This is a genomic window from Sedimentitalea sp. XS_ASV28 (genome assembly GCF_041224545.1).
Lineage (GTDB): Bacteria > Pseudomonadota > Alphaproteobacteria > Rhodobacterales > Rhodobacteraceae > Sedimentitalea.
Map to the genome: position 1 here is coordinate 1 of NZ_JBGFGP010000085.1, position 20,265 is coordinate 20,265.

19 protein-coding genes and 1 pseudogene are annotated in these 20,265 nt (G+C 60.8%); 18 read left to right on the forward strand and 2 right to left on the reverse strand.

Annotation, left to right across the window (positions count from 1 at the left end):
* The 8 genes and pseudogenes from AB9K34_RS03880 to virB11 form a co-directional block, all read left to right on the forward strand.
* A pseudogene (locus AB9K34_RS03880) lies at positions 1-138 on the forward strand (lytic transglycosylase domain-containing protein); the annotation flags it as partial.
* The gene (locus AB9K34_RS03885) at positions 135-902 is read left to right on the forward strand and encodes a type IV secretion system protein (protein WP_369953120.1); all 768 of its coding nucleotides are present in this window, start codon (positions 135-137) and stop codon (positions 900-902) included. The pseudogene AB9K34_RS03880 and the gene AB9K34_RS03885, both read left to right, overlap by 4 nt.
* An 8-nt stretch (positions 903-910) precedes the next feature.
* Positions 911-1,336 carry a hypothetical protein gene (locus AB9K34_RS03890; protein WP_369953121.1) on the forward strand — a complete coding sequence of 142 codons (426 nt, stop codon included), beginning with the start codon at positions 911-913 and terminating at the stop codon, positions 1,334-1,336.
* Positions 1,337-2,350 carry a type IV secretion system protein gene (locus tag AB9K34_RS03895; protein ID WP_369953122.1) on the forward strand — a complete coding sequence of 338 codons (1,014 nt, stop codon included), beginning with the start codon at positions 1,337-1,339 and terminating at the stop codon, positions 2,348-2,350.
* Positions 2,351-2,367: 17 nt separating this feature from the next.
* Positions 2,368-3,048, forward strand: a complete 681-nt coding sequence (locus AB9K34_RS03900; RefSeq protein WP_369953123.1) for a virB8 family protein — start codon at positions 2,368-2,370, stop codon at positions 3,046-3,048.
* A 5-nt stretch (positions 3,049-3,053) separates the two neighbouring features.
* A complete protein-coding gene (locus AB9K34_RS03905) occupies positions 3,054-3,776 on the forward strand; it encodes a TrbG/VirB9 family P-type conjugative transfer protein (protein ID WP_369953124.1) in 723 nt (240 codons plus the stop codon).
* A 2-nt stretch (positions 3,777-3,778) separates the two neighbouring features.
* On the forward strand, positions 3,779-5,203 hold the full coding sequence (locus AB9K34_RS03910; protein WP_369953125.1) for a TrbI/VirB10 family protein: 1,425 nt from the start codon (positions 3,779-3,781) through the stop codon (positions 5,201-5,203).
* Positions 5,200-6,180: a P-type DNA transfer ATPase VirB11 gene (virB11, locus tag AB9K34_RS03915; RefSeq protein WP_369953126.1), complete on the forward strand. Its 981-nt coding sequence runs from the start codon at positions 5,200-5,202 to the stop codon at positions 6,178-6,180. Before AB9K34_RS03910 ends, virB11 begins: the two co-directional genes overlap by 4 nt.
* A gap of 212 nt (positions 6,181-6,392) precedes the next feature.
* On the opposite strand, the gene AB9K34_RS03920 is transcribed toward virB11, so the two are convergent.
* Positions 6,393-6,974, reverse strand: coding sequence for a cupin domain-containing protein (locus AB9K34_RS03920; protein ID WP_369953127.1), 582 nt, complete (start codon positions 6,972-6,974; stop codon positions 6,393-6,395).
* Between the two features lie 90 nt (positions 6,975-7,064).
* Here AB9K34_RS03920 and gabT point away from each other — a divergent pair, with 90 nt between their 5' ends.
* From gabT to AB9K34_RS03965, 9 genes are all read left to right on the forward strand, one after another.
* The gene (gene gabT, locus AB9K34_RS03925; protein ID WP_369953128.1) at positions 7,065-8,408 is read left to right on the forward strand and encodes a 4-aminobutyrate--2-oxoglutarate transaminase; all 1,344 of its coding nucleotides are present in this window, start codon (positions 7,065-7,067) and stop codon (positions 8,406-8,408) included.
* 13 nt (positions 8,409-8,421) lie between these two features.
* Entirely contained in the window at positions 8,422-9,636 is a 1,215-nt protein-coding gene (locus tag AB9K34_RS03930) for an acyl-CoA dehydrogenase (protein ID WP_369953129.1), read from the forward strand.
* A 96-nt stretch (positions 9,637-9,732) separates the two neighbouring features.
* Entirely contained in the window at positions 9,733-11,163 is a 1,431-nt protein-coding gene (locus AB9K34_RS03935; protein ID WP_369953130.1) for an aldehyde dehydrogenase family protein, read from the forward strand.
* 6 nt (positions 11,164-11,169) lie between these two features.
* Complete coding sequence (gene buk / locus AB9K34_RS03940) at positions 11,170-12,276, forward strand: butyrate kinase (RefSeq protein ID WP_369953131.1); 1,107 nt, start codon at positions 11,170-11,172, stop codon at positions 12,274-12,276.
* A 26-nt stretch (positions 12,277-12,302) separates the two neighbouring features.
* Complete coding sequence (locus tag AB9K34_RS03945) at positions 12,303-13,193, forward strand: phosphate acyltransferase (protein ID WP_369953132.1); 891 nt, start codon at positions 12,303-12,305, stop codon at positions 13,191-13,193.
* The gene (locus AB9K34_RS03950; RefSeq protein ID WP_369953133.1) at positions 13,190-14,065 is read left to right on the forward strand and encodes a 3-hydroxybutyryl-CoA dehydrogenase; all 876 of its coding nucleotides are present in this window, start codon (positions 13,190-13,192) and stop codon (positions 14,063-14,065) included. Before AB9K34_RS03945 ends, AB9K34_RS03950 begins: the two co-directional genes overlap by 4 nt.
* A 22-nt stretch (positions 14,066-14,087) precedes the next feature.
* Positions 14,088-14,846 (forward strand): electron transfer flavoprotein subunit beta/FixA family protein, encoded by a 759-nt coding sequence (locus AB9K34_RS03955; protein ID WP_369953134.1) that lies wholly within the window; start codon positions 14,088-14,090, stop codon positions 14,844-14,846.
* Positions 14,846-15,772 (forward strand): electron transfer flavoprotein subunit alpha/FixB family protein, encoded by a 927-nt coding sequence (locus AB9K34_RS03960; RefSeq protein WP_369953135.1) that lies wholly within the window; start codon positions 14,846-14,848, stop codon positions 15,770-15,772. The genes AB9K34_RS03955 and AB9K34_RS03960 overlap by 1 nt, the downstream gene beginning before the upstream one ends.
* Positions 15,773-15,779: 7 nt before the next feature.
* Positions 15,780-17,228: a Glu/Leu/Phe/Val dehydrogenase gene (locus AB9K34_RS03965; protein ID WP_369953136.1), complete on the forward strand. Its 1,449-nt coding sequence runs from the start codon at positions 15,780-15,782 to the stop codon at positions 17,226-17,228.
* A 50-nt stretch (positions 17,229-17,278) separates the two neighbouring features.
* On the opposite strand, the gene AB9K34_RS03970 is transcribed toward AB9K34_RS03965, so the two are convergent.
* Positions 17,279-18,232 (reverse strand): helix-turn-helix domain-containing protein, encoded by a 954-nt coding sequence (locus AB9K34_RS03970; protein ID WP_369953137.1) that lies wholly within the window; start codon positions 18,230-18,232, stop codon positions 17,279-17,281.
* Between the two features lie 273 nt (positions 18,233-18,505).
* Here AB9K34_RS03970 and AB9K34_RS03975 point away from each other — a divergent pair, with 273 nt between their 5' ends.
* Entirely contained in the window at positions 18,506-20,257 is a 1,752-nt protein-coding gene (locus AB9K34_RS03975; protein ID WP_369953138.1) for a hydantoinase B/oxoprolinase family protein, read from the forward strand.
* The last annotated feature ends 8 nt before the right edge of the window (positions 20,258-20,265 follow it).

A 20,265-nucleotide genomic window follows, 5' to 3' on the forward strand; every position in this document is an offset into this window, starting at 1 on the left:
GCCGAGATCGGTCGCATCCTCAATCTCCGCGTCCGGCTGATGGCCGCCAACCAGCAGCGCGAGGCGGCTTACGCGCAGCACCTCGTCGCCGACCGGCTGGCCGAGCGCGACTTCATGCAGATGGGAGTTCCCGAATGAGACATCTTCTTCTGACCGTGGCCGCAGTCACCACACTCTGGCTCTCCTCGCCCGCAGCGGCCCAAGGCGTGCCTACCTTTGATGGATCACAGCTTGGTCAGCTCGTGGCACAGCTCGAGCACATGGCCGAGGACCTGAACGTCCAGATGCAGCAGCTCGCCACCATGCGGCTGGAGCTTGAAACCCAATTATCGCAACTGACGAACCTGGAGGCGCAACTGACCTCGCTCATTGAGGGCAGCGGACTTGGTGAACTCTTCGCCACCGTCGAAGAATTCCGCGCGCTGCGTGGCAAGCTGGTGGCCCCGCTCAACACCGCGCAGTCGCTGGCCAGCGGTGATTTCCTGAGCGGCTTCAATCCCGGTGCGGAACTCTCGGCCTCTGTCGAGCGCGTGCTTTCAGGCAGCGGCTTCACCTCGGAACGCCTGAGCACGCTCTCGGGATCGGATCAGCCCGCCGACAACCGCATCGCCACCTCGGCCGGTGCCAGTGCCATGCTGTCCGTCGCAGCGCAGGAAAGCCATGAGGAGGCCGGTCAAAGCCTCGAACGGCTCGAGACCATGGTCGGGCTCATCGACGATCAGGACGGCCTGAAGGCTGCCGTCGATCTCAACACTCGTGTCACCGCCGAGCTCGGCATCATCCTGACCCAGATCTGGCGGCTGGAAGCGGCGCAAGGCGTCAGCGCCGGCCAGCTCGGCGTCGTCGATGCCGCGACCCTCGCGGATGAGCGCAAGTTCCGTTCGATGGCGGTGGATCCATGAGAATGTCCATGATCCACAGCTTGGCTCCAGTTGGGGCGCTTGGTCTCGCAGCACTTGTCGTGGCCGCCCTGCCCAGTGTTGCGTTGGCCCAAACCCCGAGCACAAACCCTTCCGGCGATACACCCTTCAGCTCGATGGCCATCGCGCGGGATGAGGCCCACACATGCCGTGTCCCCAAACCCCCCGCCAATCTGGCCGAGACCGCCTACCTGCGCAATGGCTACCGCGCGATCCTGCGCATCCTGATCGCCGAGGAAGCGCTCGCCTCGGAAACCTGCACCTGCCTGCTGGATCAGTTCACCTGGGATCAGGCGCTCACCGCCCTGCCCCGGTTCCAGACCTCGGACAACCCGCGTCTGCCCTTCAAGGTGCTCTATCTCTACGCGCAGGCCGACGCGCTCGAGGCGCAAGTCGTGGAGGCCTGTGCGGAGTAGATGGGGGTTATTCGCGACATCCTGAGCCAGGTCGACGCGGCGGTGGATACCGTGGCGCAGGACGGTTTTGTCTCTTCGGCAGGTGCTGTCGGCGACGTGATCTCGGCCGGCGCCGCGCTCCTCGTCGTGCTGCTCGGGATCAACGCGGTGATGCAGCTCCGCCCCCTGCCCTTCGGTACCGGCTTTGCCTTCGGCATGAAGGTGGCATTGGTGGGGATATTCGCGCAGAGCTGGGACAATTTCAGCGTCATCTATGACATCGTCACGCGGGTGCCCGACTCTGTCGGCGCCTCGATCCTGGCGCTCACCGGGTCGGGCGACGAGGCCGGGGTCTATGAGAGCCTCGACAATATGGTCGCGCGCATCACTGCCTATGGCGATACGATCGGCGATCGCGCGGGCTGGGTCTTCGGCGCGGTCCTGGGCGCGATATTCTTCGTCCTCTCCGCCGTCTTCGCCGCCGTCACCGCCGGGATCATCGCCTTTGCCCGCATTGTCTTTGCACTGATGATCGTGATCGCCCCCTTCATGATCGTGACCTCGCTTTTCAAGCCGACCCAGTCCCTCTTCGAGGCCTGGACCCGCGCCACTATAGGTTACGCGCTCATGCCGGTCGCCGCCGCAGGGGCCGCGGGCATCATCGTCGCCATCGCCGAAGCGATCGGGGACGCCTCCGCCGATCCGGGCGATGTCGAGACCGTCAGCCTCATCCTGCCCTTCCTCGTGATCCTCATCCTCAGCGCCGGGATCATGGCCTCGGTCCCCTATATCGCCTCCAACCTCACCGGCGTTGTCGGCATTGCCTCGAATGCCGTGGGCCTGACCGGCCTCGCGCGTCAGGGTTTTGTGAACACGCGGGAGTATGGCACGGGTGCCGCCTCGCGCCTCGTTACCGGCAAGTCTCCACACGAGCTGAACCAGATGGCCAATGCGGGCGTGGTGAAGACAGGCGAGATGATCCGGCAAAGCCCCGGCGCGCTTCTTTCCGCCGCCAAGGCCTTCCGCAAACCCTGATGTGAAAGACGACCGACTTGAAGAAGTTTGTGACCAGTTCCCCCGCGCCCGACCGCGATGCTTTCGAGGCAGATTTCATCTACGGGCCCAGGCGGCGCGAGCGCTTCGCCTGGTTCGCGGCAGCCGCCGGCGTGCTGGTCGGCGTCGCCGGCATGGTCGCGGGCGCGAGCCTCTTTCCGCTCAAGACGACCGAAACCTTCGTGGTCGTGGTCGACAAGGAGACCGGCGAGATGGACCGGGTTGCGGCAGTCCAGGCGCTGACGCTTTCCGAGAGCGACGCCATTATCCAGGCCAATCTCGTCGCTTACGTCGATGACCGCGAGACCTATGACCTGACCGACGGCGAGCAACGCATCAACTCGGTGCTCGACCGCTCGGATGGCGACGCCGCCCGCACGCTACGCGATCTCTGGTCCTCCACCAACGAGGATTACCCGATTACCGTCTATGGCCGCGACGCCAAAATCGAGGTGGTGATCAAATCGGTGAACCAGATCGAGCGCGGCGTGGCCCAGGTCCGCTTCACCCGCACGCTGCGTCGCCCCCGCGACACCCGCACCGTGACCCGGTCTTATGTCGCCACTGTCGGCTACGACTTCCAACCCGAAACCCGCCAGCGCCTTCAGGACGTCTGGGCCAACCCCCTTGGCTTCGTGGTGACCTCCTACCGCGTCGACGCCGAGACCCTGGAGAACTGACCAAAATGAAATTCCTGCCCGCGCTCCTCCTGGCGCTTACCCTTCCTGTTGCCGCCTATGCTGAAGCCACGCCACAAGGCGGCCCGCTCGATATCCGCATCCGCACCGCCATCTATAATGAAAACCAGGTCTACCGGATCGAGACCGATCTTCGGCATTCGACGACGATCCATTTCGGGGCGGGGGAGCGGTTTGAGGCCGTGATCGTCGGCGACACCGAGAGCTTCCAGGTCGACCCGATCCCGGAGCTTGGCAATGTGCTGACGATCAAACCACATGTGGCGAATGCCTCGACCAACATGACGGTGATCACCAACCGCCGCACCTATTCCTTCCACCTGCGCGAGGGCTCGATCCCGAACCGCACTGGCATGTTTTTCGAGGTGCGCTTCCGCTACCCCGACGAGGAACGCCGTGCGACGGCGGCCTCCCAACCGAAGGGCTTTGAGGCCCCGCGCAACTACAACTACCGCGTCTCCGGCGAGGGCGACTTCCGCCCCAGCCATATCTATGACGACGGGCGCTACACATATTTTGTCTTCCCGGAAAACACCCGTCAGCCCGCCCTCTTCAAGGCCGATAACCAGGGCCGCGAGCGCACCGTTAACTGGACCCAACAAGGCAACACCGTCCGGGTGCTCGGCGTGAACACCTACTGGACGCTGCGTATCGGGGACGAGGCGATCTGCGCCTGGCGCGACGAGAGCGCCATCTACGTGAGCAACTGACTATGGCCGATCAAACCCCTCCCGATCTGCAGGACCGCCTCGATCAATTCAGCCAGCGCGGCAAGTCCAAGCGCCGCGGCAACGGCCTGGGGGTCGGCGCGCTCGCCGCCGCTCTCGCCCTTGGCGGGGCCGGGGTGGCGTATTTCCTGGCAACCGGACTGCAAGAGGGCGATAGCGCTCTTGAGACCTCTGACGTCGAAACCTTCCAGGACCGTCGCCCCGGCACCGGCGGGCGGCTTGAGTTTCCACCCGACGAGGCCGAGCAATGGGTCAATGACGCGCTGATCGCCGTCGAGGAAGCGCTCGATGTTCCCGCAGCCCCTGCCCCCGAGCCGAGCGCCGAAGTGCTGTCCGAGATCGCCAAGCTGCGCGAGGCCCTGGCCGCCAGCCAGGCCGCCCGCAACTCGGAAATCCAATCCGCCGTCGCGGACCTTCGGAAAGCCTTCGACGAGCAGAAGACGGTGCTTGAAGCCAATCTTGCTACGAAAGAAACCGAGCTGGCCAACCTGCAGCGCCAGACCGACACCCGTATCGCCGGGTTGCAAGCCATGCTCGATGCCGAGAGAGCGCAGCGTGAGGGGCTCGAGGCCGAGCTCGATCGCGAAGGGTTGATCGCCGACCAGCGTCTTCTTGAAGAGCGCCGGCGTCAGGAAGAAGAACAGCGCCAGCGCGAGGCCGAGCGGGTTGCCGAGGAGCTTCTGACCGCGCAGATCAAATCCCCCGCAGTGGTCTATGCCGACGGTCCGCGGGGTGGTGCGAGTGGTGCGGCGATGGCTGATTCTGCTGTCGCCGGCGCAAATGGACCGGCTCTCTCGGGCAATGAGGCGTTCCTGCAAAGCGCGCGGCCGCTCGAGGTGCAGGAGGCCGCCCGCCTCACCCATCCCGAGCGCACCCTGACCCAAGGGTCCGTCATCCAGGCCGCGCTCCAGACCGCCATCAACAGCGACTTGCCGGGGTCAGTCGTCGCGGTCGTCTCTGAGCCGGTTCCGGCCTTTTCCGGGGACCGTATCCTGATCCCCCGAGGCTCCCGCCTTTTTGGCCAATACCGCTCCGGCATCGAGATGCATCAGAAGCGTATCCTCATCCTTTGGACCCGTGTCCTGACGCCGGACGGCACCTCGATGGAAATCGCCGCCGTGGGCGGGGACCAGCTCGGTCGCTCGGGCCTCACCGGTCTCGTCGATACCAAGTTCGCGGAGCGCTTCGGCGGGGCGGCGCTGATCTCCGTGATCGGGGCGGCACCGGCCGTGGCGGCGGAGAGTGCCAACAATGAAACGACCAGCATCGTCCTGGGCGATGTCGGCAGCGATTTTCAGGATGCGGTCGGCTCGGTCATCGCTGACCAGGTGTCGATCGCGCCCACGATCTATGTCGATCAGGGGGCCTCGGTCACCGTGCTCGTCGACCGGGATGTGGTGATCTATTGACCCGGACAGAAAGCCCAGCCTCCTACCTCGAGCGTTATCTCGACCCGTTCCGCGACCTTCTGAGACGCGATGACGTGGTCGAAATCGCGATCAACCCGGACGGCATGGTCTGGCTCGAGGCCGCGGGCGACGCCACCATGCGCCACGAAGGCCAGACCGTGGACCGTACCACTGCCCTCAACATGGCCCAGACCATCGTCGGCGACGCCAAGGCCCGCGTCTCTGAAAAGAACCCCCTCGTCTCCGGCAAGGTGGAATATGCCGGTCGTCCCCTCCGGGTCCAGGTCGCCGTTCCGCCCGCCATCGATCGCGGTGCTTCGATCACCATCCGCCTCTTCGCCTCGGGCAGCGTCCGGGACTACACACCCACCTATCTCTTCGGCAAGGCCGTCTCGCTCGATGCGCTCCGCGCCGAGAAGATGAAAAACATCGCCTCCCTCGCCGAAGAGAACCTTGAGGCCGCGCTGCAAACCCTGGTCGAGGCGCGGCTCAACGTCCTGATCAGCGGCGGCACCTCAACCGGCAAGACCACCTTCGCTCGCCACCTCCTGACGCATGTCAGTGAGCACGAACGGCTGATCACCATCGAAGACGCTTTTGAGCTGTTCCCCGGTCAGCCGAACACCGTCGCCCTCCTGGCCGACCGCAGTGCCGGCTCGCAACGCAGCGCCAACGCCCTCCTTCAGGCCTCCCTCCGCATGCGTCCCGACCGGATCATCGTCGGCGAGCTGCGCGGCGCCGAGGCCCTGACCTATCTCGAGGCGATCAATACCGGCCATGGCGGGTCGGTCTCCACCATCCACGCGGAAACCGCAGAACTCGCCATCGACCGGCTGGCGATCATGGTACTGCAGGCTGGCACACCGCTGACTTTTGCCGAAGTGCGGGAGTACATCCGGAAGTCCATCGATGTGATCGTTCAGCTGGGGCGGGTCGAGGGGAAGCGGGGGATTACCGAGTTCTATCTGCCGGGCTGATGGCGGCATTTAAATGTATGTCTAGGTTGCCGCCATTAGCTGCAACTTGCAGGAATGGCCAGAGTGCGGACGAGGCCGAGTTTCAATCAATCTCTGATAGTCAGACAAATCCAATTGTAACGTTGGAGCGCTTGTTGGCAGCTCCCAACGCCGCCGTGGGATCAATGCTGTTTGCGGTTGTTCCTTGGTGAGCTTTGAACTGCCCAATAGCTCTAAAGATAGGGAGGCGTGCAGGCTGAAATGACTTCAGCTGGGCGATCGGAGATATTGCGGAACCGGTGCGGCTCGCGACTGTTGAACAGGTAGGCGTCGCCGGTTTTCAGGACGCGCACCTCATCGCCGACGGTGACCTCGATTTCGCCGGAAACGACGATACCACCCTCGTTGGCTTCGTGCTCGATCATTGCGTCGCCGGTGTCAGCGCCGGCTTCATATCGTTCGTGCAGCAGCTGCAGACCGTGAGCCTTTGCGTCTCCCACTTGTTTGATGGATATCATTTTCCGAGCCAAATCGTCATTCTGATAGAGAAGCGATGTAAGGTCCCTTAGCTCAGAAGGGGCGAAGAAGGGGCGATTTTTGGTCGCTACTTCAGGCTCAAAAAACTCTGACATCGTAATGTTCAGGCCGCCCAATATTTTGCGCAATGATGCCACGGAGGGACTGCTTCGGTTGGTTTCGATCATGGAAATCTGGCCATGCGGAACATTGGCGGAATCGGCTAACTGCCTCTGAGATAACCCAAATTGTGTCCTCAATGTTTTTAGTCTTTCACCAACGTCAAAATCCTCGGCCATACCGTCCACTCCTTTATCGGTTCGCATCATTGTAGCAGTTCCGTCGTATGCTGCGCAATTTTTTACTAGCAATGCTCTAAATAATGAGCAATGGTGTATGAAATTTTGAGCATCCGAAGGAGAATCGTTGTGACTGCCACTGAGAATCTCAAGGCCCGCCGGGCCTCTGCCGTCGCCAACGGCGTCGCCACCCGCGGCATCTATGCCGAGCGCGCCGAAAACGCTGAACTCTGGGATGTTGACGGAAAACGGTTCATTGATTTCGCAGCCGGGATTGCCGTGAACAACACCGGCCACCGTCACCCCAAGTTGATGGAAGCCGTTGCGGCACAGTCGAAGGCATTTACGCATACCTGTTTTCATGTGGCGCCCTATGAAGGCTATGTCGCACTGGCCGAGCGCCTGAATGCTTCTACCCCCGGCGATTTCGACAAAAAAAGCATGCTGGTCACGACTGGTGCAGAGGCTGTCGAAAACGCGGTCAAGATGGCACGCGCCTATACCGGCCGGTCCGGTGTCATCGCGTTTTCCGGTGCATTCCATGGTCGGACGCTGATGGGTATGGCGCTTTGTGGCAAAGTCACGCCCTACAAGAAAGCTTTTGGTGCTATGCCGCCGGAAGTGCTGCACGCGCCCTTCCCGAATGAATTCCACGGTGTCACTGTCAAGCAGTCGCTGTCCGTTCTGGACAACATGTTCAAAAGCTCGATCGACCCTGAGCGCGTTGCGGCAATGATCATCGAGCCCGTGCAGGGCGAAGGCGGTTTCAACATCGCTCAGCCTGAATTCCTGCGTGCCCTTCGCAAGATCTGTGACGATTACGGTATCGTTCTGATCGCCGACGAGGTGCAGGCCGGTATTGCCCGCACTGGCAAAATGTTTGCCTTTGAACATGCAGGCGTTGCTGCTGACCTGGTGACAATGGCCAAGGGTCTTGCGGGTGGCTTCCCGCTATCCGCCGTGACTGGACGGGCCGAAATCGTCGACGCAGCGCCGGTTGGCGGCATCGGCGGCACCTATGCAGGGAACCCGTTGGCGGTTGCCGCAGCAAATGCCGTTTTCGACGTGATTGAGGAAGAAAACCTCTGCGCACGTGCGACCGAGATTGGCGACATGATCAAGAGCCGGTTGACTGACATTGCCGCGCGTCAGGGCATGGAGGCGATTGGAGATGTACGCGGGATTGGGGCGATGATTGCCTTTGAACTGGTCACAGATCGTCAGACCAATGCGCCGGACTCGGCGCTGACTCAGGCCATCGTGGCTGAAGCCGAAGCGCGCGGGTTGATCATCCTGCCTTGCGGAACGCGTGCCAACGCTGTGCGCCTGCTGCCGCCGCTAACAACGCCGATGGCGCATGTCGACGAGGCGCTGGATATTCTCGAAGCCTCGATCGAGGCAGCAATCAATGCAACCGCGCAAGCCGCGGAATAAGGAGACCGGAGAGATGGCAAAGGACCTCGCCCCCCAATCGAAACCCGACCTGAGTGCCTTCAACTGGGAAGATCCCTTCCTGTTGGAAAGTCAGTTGCTTGAAGACGAGCGGATGATCCGTGATGCGGCGAAGGCCTATTGCGATGAAAAGCTGATGCCGCGCGTTACGGCGGCTTTTGAGAACGAGCAGACCGACCCCGAGATTTTCCGCGAAATGGGCGATATGGGCCTGTTGGGCACCACGATCTCCGAGGAATATGGCGGCATCGGTGCGGGCTATGTGAGCTATGGCCTGGTCGCGCGCGAAGTTGAGCGGATTGACTCAGGCTATCGCTCGATGATGTCGGTGCAAAGCTCGTTGGTGATGTACCCGATCTATGCCTATGGCAGCGAAGAGCAGCGTCAGAAATACCTGCCCAAGCTGGCCTCTGGGGAATACATCGGCTGTTTCGGCCTGACCGAACCCGATGCCGGATCGGATCCGGGCAGCATGAAGACCACCGCCAAGAAGGTCGACGGCGGCTATGTGCTGAACGGCTCGAAAATGTGGATTTCCAACGCGCCGATTGCGAATGTTTTCGTGGTCTGGGCCAAGTCCGACGCCCATGGCGGCAAGATCCGGGGCTTCGTACTCGAGAAGGGCGCCAAGGGTCTGAGCGCGCCCAAGATCGAGAACAAGGCGTCGTTGCGGGCATCGATCACGGGTGAAATCGTGATGGACAATGTTGCGGTGGGCGACGATGCGCTTTTGCCCAATGTCGAAGGGCTCAAAGGACCGTTCGGCTGTCTGAACCGGGCGCGCTACGGCATCGCCTGGGGCGCGATGGGCGCGGCCGAGTTCTGTTGGCACGCGGCGCGTCAATACGGGCTGGATCGCAAGCAGTTCAACAAGCCGCTGGCGCAGACGCAGCTGTTCCAGCTCAAGCTGGCCAACATGCAGACCGATATCTCGCTGGGCCTACAAGCGGCGCTGCGAGTGGGGCGGCTGATGGATGAGGCCAACGCCGCGCCGGAAATGGTGTCGATCATCAAACGCAACAACTGCGGCAAGGCGCTGGAAATCGCCCGCCACGCGCGCGACATGCATGGCGGCAACGGCATCAGCCTCGATTTCCACGTGATCCGTCACATGGTCAACCTGGAAACCGTGAACACCTATGAAGGCACCCACGACGTGCACGCCCTCATCCTCGGGCGCGCACAGACAGGGTTGCAGGCCTTTGCCTGATTTCAAACTCGCCTGTCCCGCGGTTTTTCTTACCGCGGACCAGGCCTTTCTGGACCGGTTTTGACCGCCCATTTGCCCTAACTCCGAGAGCTTGTCATGAAAAAGAACCTTATTGCCGGCCAGTGGCTGGACGGTGTCGACGCGTCTGAAAACCGTAATCCTGCGAATATCTCCGAATTGATCGGGCATTATGCCCGCGCCTCCGCAGAACAGGTTGATGCCGCCGCGACGGCAGCGCGCGCTGCCTTGCCGGGCTGGGCAAACGCCTCGCCCCAGATGCGTTCGGACCTGCTCGAGGCGGTTGCGCAGCAATTGTTTGCGCGCAAGGACGAGATTGGCACTCTTTTGGCGCTCGAAGAAGGCAAGACCCTTGCCGAGGCCATTGGGGAAACGGTTCGGGCCGCCCAGATTTTCCGATTTTTCGCGGGGGAAGCCATTCGTGTGACCGGTGATGCAATTGCTTCGGTTCGCCCGGATGTTGATGTGGACGTTGTGCGCGAACCGGTTGGTGTCGTTGGCCTGATCACGCCCTGGAACTTCCCGATCGCCATTCCCGCATGGAAGATTGCCCCGGCGCTGGCCTATGGCAACGCGGTGCTGTTCAAACCTGCCGATCTGACCCCGGCCAGCGCGCATGTTCTGTCAGAGATCATCCATGATGCAGGGTGTCCCGACGGGGTGTTCAACCTTGTCATGGGGCAGGGGTCTGTTGTGGGCAATGCGATCTCAACCCATCCGCAAGTGGATGCCATTTCCTTTACCGGTTCGGTTCCGGTTGGGCGTGGGTTGGCGGTTACGGCGGCGCAGCACATGAAGAAGGTCCAGCTCGAGATGGGTGGCAAGAACCCGATGGTAGTTCTGGATGATGCGGATCTGGATATCGCGGTGCCCGCGGTTTTGAACGGTGCGTTTTTCTCTACGGGACAGCGCTGCACGGCCTCGAGCCGGATCATTGTTCAGGCCGGGATTCATGACGCGTTTGTCGAGCGCCTTTCTACGGAAATGAAGGCCCTCACCGTTGGCAATCCGCTCGATCCGTCGGTTCAGATTGGACCCGTCGTGTCCGAGAAACAGTTGCTATCCAACCTCGACTATGTCGCCATCGCGGGCGCGGAAGGGGCCGAGGTTATTGGTGGTGAACGACTGAACCAAGAGACGGAGGGGTATTTCCAAACCCCGGCCATGTTCGTGAATGCAACAAACGAGATGCGGTCGAGCCGCGAGGAAATCTTTGGCCCCTGCGCGTCGATCATCAAGGTTGCGGATTTCGATGAGGCTCTTGCCGTGGCCAATGATACCGAGTTCGGCTTGAGTTCGGGCATCTGCACCGGCAGTCTCAAACACGCGCGCACGTTCAAGCAAAAGAGCCAGGCCGGTATGGTCATGGTCAACCTGCCCACAGCGGGCGTTGATTATCACGTGCCTTTTGGAGGTCGAAAAGGATCGTCTCACGGTTCGCGTGAACAAGGGCGCTATGCGGCAGAGTTCTATACTGTGGTTAAGACCGCCTATAGTTTCGCGGGGTGATCAGACATGTCGCGAGAACTTGTCTTGGCAATCAATCCCGGCACCACGACCACGCGCTGTGCGCTTTACGAGACGCGGGCCGAAGGTCTGTACGCAGTGTGTGAGCGGACCCTTGAACATGACGAAACCGTCATGGCGGGGTTCCACAGTATCGCGGCACAGCTGCCTTATCGGAGGGAATGCGTTTCGGCGTTTCTGGCTGAGGAGATGGGTGAAACCGACAGGCTCGTTGCTTGTGCCGGGCGCGGCGGCATGCTTACCCCCGTTCCGCCCGGTGTGATAGAAGTAAACGCGGAACTGGTGCAGTTCGCGCTTCATAAGCCGACGTATCATCATGCCAGCAATCTCGGTGCACCGCTTGCTGAGGGGATTGCGTTTCAACATGGTGTGCGCGCCTTTGTCGTCGACCCGGTCAGCGTGGATGAACTGCCCCCCGTGGCGCGGATTACCGGCTGCCCCGAGCTTCCCCGGTTCAGTTTTGTTCATGCGCTGAATATCAGGGCGTGCGGTCGGAAACTAGCGGCATCCAAGGGAAAAACGCTGGACGAATTGCGGACGGTGGTCGCGCATCTGGGCGCGGGATTTTCGATTGCGGCCTTGGTGGATGGGCGGCTTGTGGACAGCTCGAACCGGATGGAGATTTCTCCGTTCACACCCGAGCGCGCGGGGGGATTGCCGCCTCTTCCGCTGATCGAGCTTTGCTATTCGGGTGCCTACACCAAGGATCAGTTGCTGAAGAAACTCTATGGCAATGGCGGTGTGTTCGCCCATCTTGGCACCAAGGATATCCGCAAGGTCGAAGCCATGGTCGATGATGGCAATGAACGAGCCCGATTGGTCTATGACGCCATGATCCTGCAGATAGCCAAAGCCATTGGTGCCATGGGTGCGGTTGCCGATTTCGATCTGGACGGGATTATCCTTACAGGTGGCCTGGTGAACAGCCCCCGTATTGTTGCCGCCTTGAAGGAAAAGGTTGGTCGTATAGCGGATATCGTCGTCTATCCGGGCAGCAACGAATGCCTGGCATTGGCCGAAGGGGCGGTGCGGGTTTTGGCGGGAGAAGAAGCGGCGATGACGTGGCCGGTTCAGTCAATGGCTGAGGCGGTTTGATGTCGGGCGCCGGGTTCGCAGAATTGATGGCACGGTTTGCCAACGCCGGAGGCGCCAAAAGCCTGTGCGTCGCAGGTGGGAACGATCCGGAGGTTCTCAACGCCGTTGCGGACGCATTGCGACTTGGCCTTGTCGGGCGCGTCGTCGTGACCGGAGATGTGGGTTGGATCGCGCGGCATTTGCCTGCGGACGTGGCGGAGCAGGTTGATTTGCGTGACGGCGAAACGCCCGCCGAATGTGCCAACAAGGCCGTCGAGGTAGTGCGCGCGGGAGAAGCCGGTATCTTGATGAAAGGCCATGTTGACAGCACGTCCTATCTGCGCGCGATTGTGAGCCGCACAAACGGACTGCGCGACGGCGGGGTTTTGTCCAACGTGACCGTGGCGGAAATGGCGTCTTATCCCAAGTTACTTGCCGCGACAGATAACGGTATCGTTCCGGCGCCCGATCTTGACCAGAAGAGGCAGATCATCCTGAACACGGCTCGGCTTTTTCGTGGGCTTGGCGTGGATCCGGTCAAGGTTGCGGCGGTGGCCGCGACCGAGAAGGTGTCAGACGCGCTGTCAGCGACGCGTGATGCGGCTGCGCTGAGCGAGGAAAGCTGCAACGGGGAAATGCCAGGTTTCATCGTGGACGGGCCGTTTGGCTATGACGTCGCTGTCAGCCGTTCGGCGGCGATCAGCAAGAAACTGGATCAGTCGGGGGTCGCAGGTATGGCTGACCTCTTGCTGTTTCCAACAATCGAGGCGGCGAATGCCGTCGCGAAATCCTGGAAATACCACGGCCAGGCGGAAACCGGATCACTGGTGCTTGGGGCAAGTGTGCCGGTGCTGCTGAATTCGCGTTCGGATTCAGCCGCGCGCCGTATCAATGCACTATTGCTGGCTCTGGCCGCCCTGGCAGGGGAAACCTCATGACGTTTCAGACAATAGGGGTCATCGGTGCCGGGCAGATGGGCAACGGGATCGCACAGGTGTTTGCTGCGTCCGGTTTCGAGGTGCGCTTGAACGACCTTTCGGGCGACGCGCTGGAAGGCGCTGTGGCGCGCATTTCCAAGAGCCTAGATCGGCAAGTGGCCCGTGGTCGGGCGACGGATGCAGAGAAAGCTGTCGTGATGTCTCGGATCGGCACGACAACCGATCTGGGGGACCTTGGCGCCAGCGATCTTGTGATTGAAGCGGCCACGGAACGCGAAGATATCAAGGCCCGCATCTTATCCGATCTGCAACCCTCCCTGCAGTCCCACACCGTTCTTGCCAGCAACACGTCATCCATCTCGATCACACGGCTTGGCGCAGGGACGGACCGCCCGGAACGTTTTATCGGGCTGCATTTCATGAACCCTGTTCCGGTCATGAAGCTTGTGGAGTTGATCCGGGGCATCAATACGTCCGAGGAAACTTACAGGGCGATGCTGGGACTTATCGAGCGGATCGGCAAAGTTTCCGCAAGCGCCGAGGACTATCCCGCGTTCATCGTGAATCGTGTTTTGATCCCGATGATCAACGAGGCGGTTTATGCGCTTTATGAAGGTGTCGGCAACGTGGCGAGCATCGACGCGGCCATGAAGCTTGGCGCCAATCACCCGATGGGGCCGCTCGCGCTGGGGGATTTCATCGGGCTGGATACCTGCCTTGCGATCATGAACGTTTTGCACGGCGGGATGGCCGATACCAAGTACCGGCCCTGCCCACTGTTGACCAAATACGTCGAGGCCGGATGGCTGGGCCGAAAGGTTGGCCGTGGTTTCTATGATTACCGGGGCGAGACCCCGGTGCCCACCCGTTAGTTTCAATAGGAGTCTACCGCCCATGAAGGTACTTGTACCTGTGAAGCGCGTGATTGACTACAACGTGAAGGTTCGTGTGAAAGCGGACGGGAGCGGAGTTGATCTCGCCAACGTGAAGATGTCGATGAACCCGTTCGACGAGATTGCCGTTGAAGAGGCGATCCGCCTGAAAGAGGCCGGCAAGGCCGAAGAAGTCGTGGCCGTGTCGATCGGCGTCAAGCAGGCCCAGGAAACGCTGCGCACCGCGCTGGCGATGGGCGCCGACCGCGCCATCCTCGTTGTGGCTGCTGATGATGTGCACACCGATGTTGAGCCGCTGGCCGTTGCCAAGATCCTCGCCAAGATTGTCGAGGAAGAGGCCCCCGGTCTGATTCTCTGTGGCAAGCAGGCGATCGACAACGACATGAACGCCACCGGTCAAATGCTGTCGGCCCTGATGGGCTGGAGCCAGGCGACCTTTGCCTCCGAAGTGGACAGCGATGGCGACAAGGCCGTTGTGACCCGCGAAGTGGACGGCGGTCTGCAGACCATCAAAGTGTCGACCCCGACTATCATCACCGTCGACCTGCGCCTGAACGAGCCGCGCTATGCGTCGCTCCCGAATATCATGAAGGCCAAGAAAAAGCCTCTGGATGAGAAAACCGCCGCCGATTACCGCGTCGACGTCACCCCGCGTCTGGAAATCGTGAAAACCGAAGAGCCCGCCGAGCGTGCCGCCGGTATCGTGGTGGGTTCGGTCGACGAACTGGTTGAGAAACTTAAAGAAGCGGGGGCTGTCTAATGGCTGTTCTTCTTCTCGCAGAAGTCAACAATGGCGAACTGGCGATGGACGCCACCGCCAAGGCTGTCACCGCCGCCAAGGCGCTTGGTGACGTGACCGTTCTGGCCGCTGGCGCCTCTGCCGCAGCCGCTGGCGAAGCCGCTGCCAAGATCGACGGCGTGGCCAAGGTGCTGGTGGCCGAAGACGCCTCGCTGGGCCACCGCCTCGCGGAATCGACCGCAGCACTGATCATATCGCTGGCTGGCGATTACGAGCACATCGTTGCCCCCGCCACCACCGACGCCAAGAACGTGATGCCCCGTGTGGCCGCGCTTCTGGACATGATGGTGATCTCGGAAGCCACCGACGTGGTCGACGCCAACACTTTCGTGCGCCCGATCTATGCCGGTAACGCGATGCAGACCGTCAAATCGAGCGACGCCAAGAAGGTCATCACCTTCCGGACCTCGACCTTTGACGCCGCTGGCGAAGGCGGCTCGGCATCGGTCGAAACCGTTGGCGCGGCTGAAAACCCCGGCCTTTCGGAATGGGTTGAAGACAAGGTTGCCGAAAGCGACCGCCCCGAGCTGACATCGGCTGGCGTTGTCGTGTCGGGTGGCCGTGGCGTTGGTTCGGAAGAGAACTTTGCCCTGATCGAGAAACTGGCCGACAAGCTGGGCGCCGCCGTTGGCGCGTCGCGAGCGGCTGTTGACTCGGGCTACGCTCCGAACGACTGGCAGGTGGGTCAGACCGGCAAGGTCATCGCCCCCGAGCTCTACATCGCCGTGGGCATCTCCGGCGCCATCCAGCACCTCGCGGGCATGAAGGATTCCAAGATCATCGTCGCGATCAACAAGGACGAAGAAGCCCCGATCTTCCAGGTCGCAGACTTCGGACTCGTCGCAGACCTCTTCGCCGCAGTACCAGAACTCACCGACAAACTGTGAGGGTGTCATGGAACACGTACAGATTCCCGATCCGCTCGTTGAACACGGCTTCAGTGCCTCTGTCGATCACACGTTCGACAGGGCGGTCCAGTTCCTGAACCTTTCGCCGGGTCTTGAGCAGAAGATTCGCGTCTGCAACGCCACCTATACCGTGCGCTTTGGTGTCCGGCTGCGAGGCGGGATCGAGACCTTTACCGGATACCGGTCGGTTCACTCCGAACACATGGAGCCGGTGAAGGGGGGGATCCGCTATTCGCTGGCTGTGAACCGGGACGAAGTTGAAGCGCTGGCGTCGCTGATGACCTACAAATGTGCGTTGGTCGAGGCGCCTTTTGGTGGCTCAAAAGGCGGCCTTTGCATTGATCCGCGCCAATATAGCGAAGAAGAGCTTGAGCGCATCACGCGCAGGTTTGCCTATGAACTCGCAAAGCGGGACCTGATCCATCCGTCACAGAATGTGCCCGCCCCCGACATGGGAACGGGTGAACGTGAAATGGCGTGGATTGCCGACCAGTATGCGCGCATGAACACGACCGACATCAACGCCCAAGCCTGTGTGACAGGCAAACCGGTGTCGGCGGGCGGAATCGAAGGCCGGGTCGAAGCCACGGGGCGCGGCGTGCAATATGGCCTGCGTGAGTTCTTCCGACATCCTGAAGACGTGGCACGGGCCGGTTTGCAAGGATCACTCGACGGAAAACGGGTGATTGTGCAAGGGCTGGGCAATGTGGGTTATCACGCGGCCAAGTTCCTGTCCGAAGAAGATGGCGCCAAGATCATTGCCATTCTCGAGCATGATGGCGGTCTGTTCAGCGCGAGCGGGCTGGATGTTGAGGCCGTGCGTCAGTGGATCCTGCAAAATGGCGGGGTGACCGGGTTTCCCGATGCCGTCTACGTTGAGAATGCGCCTGCACTGCTTGAAGAGGACTGCGATATTCTCATCCCGGCAGCCCTTGAAGGTGTGATCAATCAACACAACGCAGCGCGCATCAAGGCGCCACTGATCATCGAGGCAGCAAACGGGCCGATCACATTCCACGCAAATGAAGTTCTGCGAGCGAAAGGCACGGTGATTATTCCGGACCTCTATGCCAATGCCGGGGGTGTGACCGTCAGCTATTTTGAATGGGTCAAGAACCTGAGCCATATCAAGTTCGGACGCATGCAGCGGCGCCAGGAAGAAGCCCGGCATCAGCTGGTCGTGGACGAGCTGGAACGATTGTCCAAAGCGATTGGTACGACCTGGGAATTGTCGGCGGATTTCAAATCGCGGTACCTGCGCGGTGCTGATGAGCTTGAACTCGTGCGTTCCGGTCTCGATGACACGATGCGGAGCGCCTATCAATCCATCCGCGCGTTGTGGCATGCGCGGCCGGATATCGGGGACCTGAGAACGGCAGCCTATTGCGTGTCGATCGAAAGGATTGCCGACAGCTACCGCTCCAAAGGGCTTTGATACGATGATGAATTCGGTCCTTCGCCCTGTCCGGGGCGAAGGTTGACGCTTTATCCGCTGATTTCGGATTTGAAGGCGGATGGGGTGATGCCGAACTTGTTCTTGAACAGGCGCGAGAATTGCGCCTGATCCGAGAAACCAAAACGATAGGACACTTCCGCGATCGGCAGACCTGATGCCGAGGCCAGACGATCCCGAGCCGCAATCAGGCGCTGATCGCGGATTTGCTGGCTGACCGTGCCGTTCACGTCCTTGAACAGGTCATGCAGGTAGCGTTTCGAAATACCGCATCTTTCCGAGATCAAGTCAGGCGACAGTTCTGGGTTTTTTAGGTTCTCCCGAATGAATTTCTCAACCCGCGCAATGTGCGCCGAGCGAACCGCTGAAAGGTTGCTGGTGCTGGCGTCGACGGTTTCATCAAGAGCCAACCCGAGCAGTTCCAAAAGCTGGCGTCCCACGGTTTCGCTTGCCGCTGGTCCAAGATCCGAAAGCCTTGAATGGGCCTGGTCCACCATCGAGGCAAACAAGCCCGCCGTACCCGAGGTTGCGTTGAACACCTGGGCGCAAAATCGGTCGGGTTGTCGCACACGTTCCTCAAGCGCCTTGCGGCCAACCTTGAGAACAAACAGGTCATTGGGCTTTTCATAAAGGAACCGGTAGGGTTCATCGCCGCGTTCGAGGATGAAGCCACCCGGATCACAACGCACCTCCCGCCCCAGTTGGCGGAACTCGACCGAGGTCGCCCGAGGCAGGGTGATCAGGTATTCGCCCTCGTGCGTGTCTCGAATATGCGCGCGCCGCCGCTCGTAGCTCAAAGGGTCCGAGGTCAGCCTGGACATGGCGACATGGCCCATGGACATGCGGCTGAGTTGGCCGTTGAAATGGATCGGATCACGAAACTGAAGCTCGAGTGGAAAGTACGAGTCATTGACCACCGCGTTCCATTTGCTGGAGCGGTGCTGCGGCTCAGTCGTGGCCGTCGAGAATGTGAACTCGGCGGTCATATGTGTTCCTCCCATCGGAAAGCATAATCCAAAGCATCAATAAAACAAAGGAAATTGGCCACTCTGCGCTCAGCGGCAAACGGTTCTGCGCTGTGCGACAAATTGTTCTGCGCAAATCTGCAAACGCTCTTGCGCTGATCGTCAAGACCGCCGCGACGCGCCGAGACAGGCTGGTTGCATGTGATCGACGTGCAGGAGGAGCACGCCGGATCGGGGGAAAACAAACACACCCGTCAGGCGGCCTTTCTGCACCCATGCAGAGGACCAGAACGAATGGCTAAGAGACAAGTTGACCCCATCACACTTTCAGTGGTGCGGGGCGTATTGGAAACGACACAGCGCGAAATGACGCTGGCCTTGGAAAAGACCGCGCGCAGCTCTGTCTTCAACCTGGCACATGATTATTCGACGGCGTTGTTCAACCATACGCCCGAAATGATCCTGCAGGGTCAGGACATTCCCATTCACCTTGGGTCGCTGATCCCAGCCATGAAATCGGTTGCGGGTTTCTTTGAGGGCGATATCCACGAAGGCGATCTCATCCTTCATAACGATCCGGCCTATGGCGGCAGCCACATCATCGACACCTGCATGTACTACCCGGTGTTTTATGAAGGCGAGCTGGTGTTCTGGACGGTCTGCAAGGGCCACCTGACGGATATCGGCGGTCCGGTGCCTGCGGGCTATAACCCTGAAGCGAAAGAGATCTTTGCCGAAGGTCTGCGGATTCCGCCGATCAAGCTGTGGGACAAGGGTGTTCCGCGCAACGACATCATGAACATGCTTCTCACCAACATGCGTGCGCGTCGCGACCAGGAAGGCGACTTCAACGCCCTGATCGGGGCCTGCCAAGTGGGCGCGCGCAACCTGATCGCGCTGATGGACAAGTACGGCAAAGATACTGTTCAGGAGTGCATTGCCGAACTGCTCGACATGGCGAACGCGCACATGAACGGTCTGATCGCGCAAGTGCCAGACGGAACCTATTCGGGTAAGGCCGTTCTGGAAGATGCGGGCCACGGTTTCGGCGATTTCGACATCACGGCGACTGTCACGATCAAGGGTGACAGCTGTCATATTGAAATCGAAAGCCCGCCGCAGGTGCCCTATTTCATCAACTCCTACGAGGGCAACTCGTATTCCGGGGTCTATCTGGGCCTGATGATGTTCGCCCAATTGCCGCCGCCCTATAACGAGGGGCTGTACCGCAATGTGACGGTCGATATGGGCAAGAAGGGTTCGCTGTGTAACGCCCAATCGCCCGCCCCGCATATGAACTGCACCACCACGCCGATGGAGACACTGACCGACGCGGTGCGACTGGCCTTTGAACAGGCCGCGCCTGACAAAGTGTCGGCCAGTTGGGGCCACGCCAACGGGTGTAACATTGCCGGGTGGGACAGCCGCCATGACGAAGAATACGTCACCATGGTGCTGGCCTCGATCATTTCGGGGGCAGGTGCGACCGCCTCTCAGGATGGTTGGCACGCTTGCGGGCCGGAGTGCTGCTTTGGCGCGCTGACCTCGGGCGACATTGAGATGCTCGAGCACTCCTATCCGATCATCATCCACGAATACGGGCTGATGGAAGACAGCGGTGGTGCGGGCAAGTTCCGCGGGGGATCCGGCACCCGTTGGGCGGTCGAGCCTCTGGACACCGACATGACACTGGTCACCTTCGGGGAAGGGCGCCGCATTCCGGCCATGGGGGCCGCTGGGGCGAAATCCGAAATGGTCCACAAGAAGGTTGGCCGTCTTGAGATCACCCGCGATGGCGAAACCCAGATCATCACCGACAACGTGATCGAAACCATCAAACCCGGCGAGATCGCGGCCAACCTGAACCCCGGCGGCGGTGGCTTCGGCAACCCGTTTGAACGTGACCCCCTGAAAGTGGTCGAGGACGTGCGCAATGGCCTCGTGTCCATCGAAGGTGCGCGGCTGGATTACGGCGTGGTCATCTCGGATGCAGACACACTTTCCATCGACGAAGACGCCACGGCCAAAGCCCGCGCTGCGGCCTGAAGCCCCTG